Origin of the sequence: Dyella sp. (assembly GCF_051954575.1) — a bacterium.
Taxonomy (GTDB): Bacteria; Pseudomonadota; Gammaproteobacteria; order Xanthomonadales; family Rhodanobacteraceae; genus Dyella_B.
On sequence record NZ_JBQCHP010000018.1, the window covers coordinates 1 to 5,309 of the forward strand.

At 64.7% G+C, this 5,309-nt stretch carries 5 protein-coding genes; all 5 read right to left on the minus strand.

Annotated elements, in window-relative coordinates:
- The coding region (locus ACTHNE_RS02115; RefSeq protein WP_440268469.1) for an Arm DNA-binding domain-containing protein at positions 1–312 on the minus strand (312 nt) is incomplete at its 3' end.
- A 208-nt stretch (positions 313–520) separates the two neighbouring features.
- Positions 521–1,150, minus strand: coding sequence for a hypothetical protein (locus tag ACTHNE_RS02120; protein WP_440268470.1), 630 nt, complete (start codon positions 1,148–1,150; stop codon positions 521–523).
- Positions 1,151–1,195: 45 nt separating this feature from the next.
- Positions 1,196–2,671 (minus strand): anthranilate synthase component I, encoded by a 1,476-nt coding sequence (gene trpE, locus ACTHNE_RS02125; RefSeq protein ID WP_324940292.1) that lies wholly within the window; start codon positions 2,669–2,671, stop codon positions 1,196–1,198.
- Positions 2,672–2,818: 147 nt separating this feature from the next.
- The gene (locus ACTHNE_RS02130) at positions 2,819–4,825 is read right to left on the minus strand and encodes an ATP-binding protein (protein WP_440268471.1); all 2,007 of its coding nucleotides are present in this window, start codon (positions 4,823–4,825) and stop codon (positions 2,819–2,821) included.
- A gap of 30 nt (positions 4,826–4,855) precedes the next feature.
- On the minus strand, positions 4,856–5,309 hold a 454-nt coding region (locus ACTHNE_RS02135), incomplete at its 5' end, for a hypothetical protein (RefSeq protein ID WP_440268472.1).

The window sequence follows — 5,309 nt, forward strand, 5'->3', positions numbered from 1 at the left end:
CGCCAATGCTTTAAAAATGTTTGCCGAGGCGAACCGCTGTGCTGCCCGCGCCTCGCGCTTCAGCTTCGCCGGATGCTCGTCACTTGTTACGCGCTCGCGTCCCGCCAAATGTTCGCGTCTGGCAGCAAGGATGCTGACCGCTGGATAGGCACCGATGGAAAATACGTTTTCGCGCCCATCGATTCGGTACTTGTACCGCCACAGCTTCGAGCCGTTGGGTTCAACAACTAAATAGAGCCCGCCGCCATCGGCGAGTTTGTAGCGCTTTTCATCGGGCTTGGCAGCCCGAATCCGTGCATCGTTAAGGGGCATCTTCCTGCGCTATTGGCGAGCGCCGGAGATCGCTAATGCTGCTTATCGATCATTAGCAACACGGCGGGGGACGTCCCACTCAAAGCAATGCCGCGCTGCGGCATGAGGGGCTCATTGTGCGCGATGACGTTCGCCGCCGTCATCTGTCTGGTGCGATGCCACTCACTCCTCCCTGGAAAGAGCAGCCGGCTTCAGCAAAATCAAACTGTTAAGGATGAATCAACACGTGCCGCGTATAGCTCTCCACCACCAGACTGAACGGCTGGTTGTCGCCGGTATAGAGCACGGCACGATGCTGCAGCACGTGATCGGGCATCACCAGCGATTTGCCGCTGGAAGTCGGCAGCGGTGCGCCGCTGTCCCAGCCTTCCGGCAGCGGCGACCACAGCAGTTCGGCGGAAAGCGTCTGGCGGCGGAAGTGCAATGGCTGTACGACCTTGCCGAACGGTACGTCGGACGTATCCAGTTGGTGATTCATGTCGGCGGTGAGGCGCGCGGGCACGTACCAGTTGTCCGCATCCGACAAGACGACGTCGCCACAGCCCAGCGCCACGTGGCGGTAGCGCACGGGTTCGTCCGGGCCGATGCCCAGCAGGGCGCGCGCGCCGTCGGGCAGCGGTTTGTCTTCACCGTGTACGCGATGAGCGACGATCTTTGCTTCGGGCGCCAAATGATGCGCGGCGCACCAGTGCTCCAGCGTCAATGTCGCGCTGGGATGGCTGAGCAGTTGCGCATTCAGCGTTTGCAGTTCGGCCAATGCCTGCGTGCGGCTGAGCGGCGTATCTGGCCAGCTTTGTGCCGACTCGCGTGCCGTCAATGGCGATGCGCAGATCAACATGGCCAGAACAAGACCGCTAAAACGACACGTTGTGCGTTGCATAGCTCACAGTCCTTTCGCTGCCTGCGCCACGGCGCGGAACAATGCGCGCCCCTTGTTCATCGTTTCTTCCCACTCCGATGCGGGATCGGAGTCGTACACGATACCGGCGCCGGCCTGCACGTGCAGGCGGCCGTTCTGGATCACCGCGGTGCGGATGGCGATGGCGGTGTCGGCATCGCCCCACCAGCCGATCCAACCGATGGCGCCGGCGTAGATGTTGCGCTTGTAGGGTTCCAGTTCCTGGATGATCTCGATGGCGCGGATCTTCGGCGCGCCGCTGACCGTACCGGCGGGGAACGTCGCCTTCAGCACGTCCATGTAGCTCAGCTGCGGCTGCACGTCGCCTTCTACCTGCGACACGATGTGCATGACGTGCGAGTAGCGTTCGACGACGAAGGATTCGCTCACTTCCACGCTGCCGGTTTCGCAGATGCGTCCGATGTCGTTGCGGCCCAGATCGATCAGCATGACGTGTTCGGCGCGCTCCTTTGGGTCGGCCAGCAGTTCGGCTTCGAGCGCATGGTCTTCCTCGTTTGTCGCACCGCGCTTGCGTGTACCGGCGATCGGGCGCACGACCACCTTGCCGTCCTTGAGGCGCGCAAGGATTTCCGGCGATGACCCGACGATCTGCGTATCGCCCAGGTCCACGAAATACATGTAGGGCGAAGGATTCATCGCGCGCAGTGCGCGGTACACATCCACCGGGCGAGCATTGAAACCTACGCTCAGGCGCTGCGAAGGCACTACCTGGAACACGTCGCCGGCGCGGATGTATTCCTTCGCGCGCTCCACCACCGCCTCGAATTCCTCGCGCGTAAACGAGGATTTGAAATCGCTCTCGTTGAGGGCGGTCGATTGCGCGAACTGCGGATACGCCGCGCCACCCTGGCGCAGCCGATGGGTCAGCGCATCGAGCCGGCGCTGCGCGTGCGCGTAGGCCTGCGGCTGCGACGGATCGGCGTGCACGATCAGGTAGAGGCGACCCTTGAGGTTGTCGAACACGGCCACTTCCTCGGCCAGCATCAGCAGTACGTCGGGCGTGCCCAGTTCGTCGGGGCGATCCCATTGCGCCAGCCGCGGCTCGATGTAGCCGATGGTCTCGAAGCCGAAATAACCCACCAGGCCACCGCTGAAGGCCGGCAGTTGCGGCAGGCGCGGCACGTTGTATTGCTGGCGCAGCTTTTCGATTTCGGCGAGCGGATCATCCAATTGGCGGCGCTCGACGATTTCGCCGGCGTCTTCCACCTCCAGCTCGTGCCCACGCAGGCGGTATACGCGTTTGGCGGGCAGGCCGATGATCGAATAGCGTCCCCAGGTTGCACCGCCTTCCACCGATTCGAACAGGAAGGTGTAGGGGCCATCGGCCAGCTTCAGGTAGACCGACAGCGGGGTGTCCAGGTCGGAGAACACTTCACGCACCAGCGGAATGCGGGTGTGGCCTTGCGCTGCGAGCGCATTGAAGTCGTCGCGGGAGATCACGTAGCGGAGATCCGTGGAACGCAGAAAGGGGTGATTGTATAGGGCGGCGGCATTTTGTCTCGCGATAAGCGTCGGGAGTATGAAGTCGGAGGCCAGGCTGACCCCTCACCCCAGCCCTCTTCCCGATGGGGAGAGGGCGCAGAGCGTTCATCCCGCCAATCGCTGCCGCGGCATACCGTGCAGGCGCAGGCTGAAAGCCACGCCGCTGCCGTCTTCCAGGTTGCGCGCGGACGCCACGCCGCCGTGCCGTTCGGCGACCAGGCGCACCACATAGAGGCCCAAGCCGAGATGCGGCACATCGCCCGGCGTGGTCTTGTCGCGCAGGCTGACCAGCGAATCGAACAGGCGCCCTTGCATGGCGGCCGGCAGCGGCGGTCCCTGGTTGGCCAGTTCGATCTCGGCGCCGTCATCGACCGCGCGCAGGCTCAGGCGCAGCCAGCCGTCGGGCGGCGTGAACGACAGCGCATTGTCGAACAGCTTGTCCAGCGCCTGCGCGATCAGTTCCGGCGCGCCGTGCAAATGTACCGGCTGCTCAGGCAGCACGCATTCCAGCGGGCGGGCGCCGGCCAGCGGGCGATAGGCTTCGGCGCAACCGCGCACCACGTCCACCAGGTCGACGTCTTCCGGCTCGGCGGCGGCGATCGCGCGTTCCATGCGACTGGCTTCGCTCATAGCGCGCACCAGCGTGCCCAGCCGCGCCACGCCGTCGCGCGCGCGGGCCAGGTACGGTTGCGCCTCATCGGATAGCTTGGCGTGTTCGAGGTTGTCCAGCGACGATTTGACGATCGCCAGCGGCGTATTGAGTTCGTGCGAGAGTTTCGAGGCCAGCGTGCGCAAGTAATCGGTGTAGCCGCCGACGGCTTCGAACAGTTTCTGGAAGCTGCGCGCCAGGTCGCCGATCTCGTCGTCCGATTCGGCCATCGGGAAATGACTCTGGATCATTTGGCCGTCCAGACGGCCATCGTTGACCTGTGCGCGCTCGACCGCATCGCGCAGACGGCCAAGTCGCAAGCTGAGGCGGGTGGCGAAGAACAGCAGGATCGCGCCGGCCACCAGCATCACGCCGAAGCTGGTCAGCAACAGGCTGAGAAACGCGCGATTGGCCAGCAGTGGCACTGCGCGGCTGGCCTGCTCCATCAGCAGCACGCCGACCACGGTTTCGCCACGCTCCACCGGCACCGCCGTCGCCAGCACCACGCTGTCGCGTTCCTCGCCCTGGCGCCATACCGCGTTGGCTTTGCCGTTGCGGGCCGTCTCCACTTCCGGCAGATCGAGTTTGGGGGCGTCGGTGGTCCAGGCTTCGGCTTCTTCCAGCGGATTGGCCAGTAAGGAATGATAGATCAGCGACGACCACCAGCCCGGCTGCGGACCCGACGCACTCAGGCGACCGCTGCGCGCCAGCACCCAGCCAGCGGGCGCCAGCAGCCGCGTGCGCGTGCCGCTCGGCGCCAGTTGCGTGAGTTCCTGCGAAACATCCTGGGAGTAGCGCCACAGCGGGCGGGTATCCGTCGCCATCGGATCGCCACCATCGGCCGCGGTGTAAATGCCCACGCCGAGCGCGCTCAACCCCAGGCCGCGCGGGAGGCGCAGTTCGGCGTGGTAGCCGCCGCCATCTTCCTGCCACTGGCCAAAGACGCGATCGGGTAGATCGCCGGCCGGCGGATCGAGCGTGAGCGCAGTGAACGCGCCTGGGGCGGCGCTGGCGATTAGGTATCGCCGATGCTGGTCGCCCTGCACCAGGTCGAGTATCAGGTGATCGGCCGACAGCGCATTGCCATCGCTGGCATCGGCGCGCGTGCGGCGCGCCACGCGCACGTCGACGTAGAGATAGAAACCATTGTCGTCTTCGGCCAGCAGCAGCTTGCCTTGTTTGCCAAGCGGCTGGCTCCACGGCGTCATCGGCGCCCAGTCATCGCCGTAACCATCGACGACGATGGGATTGACCGCCTCCTGCACGTACCAGCCTTTGCCGGGTTGCGGCAGCGGTACATCCGTCACCGCCAGGCTGCGCGCGACCGCGGTGGCGGTGGCGGTCAAGGCCTGCTCCTGGCCCTGGCGCAGCAGGGTTTCCATCTGGCGCACGTACAGCCAGCCCGCTGCCGGCAACGCCAGCGTGCAAAGCGCGACCAGCAGGAGTTTTTGGCGCAGGCTCATGCGTCAACCATACCAATTCCGCGCGCAGGCCTATTTCGTGACCGTCGCGGGCGCCGGCTTCTGGTACTTCAGGTAAAGGGATTGCTCCACCACGCGTTTGAAGGTGGCGAGCAGCGTTTGCCGATTTGGATCCGACTCGCCGACCGTCATCGACCAGCTGTAGCGAACGCCGCTTGCTTTGCCGGGATCGCAGAACACGACGGCGTCGTCGACGTGATCGGAACCGCGGTAGAGCACACCTTGGCAGGTGATCGCGCGCGGGTTCGCCACCGTGAATACATCGGCCTTTCCATGCGCGTCGGATTGCAAATAATGCTGCCGGTCTTCATCGACCTCCGCAGCGAGCGTGGGCAGCCTGTCCGGCCAGACGTTGAGCACCATCACGCGCTCGGGCTTGCCGGTCCATTCGCCTTGGTACAGCACGAGATTGACGCCGATCGCCTTGGCATACGTGCAGCAGTCCTTGTTCCAGCCGGCCGGCAGC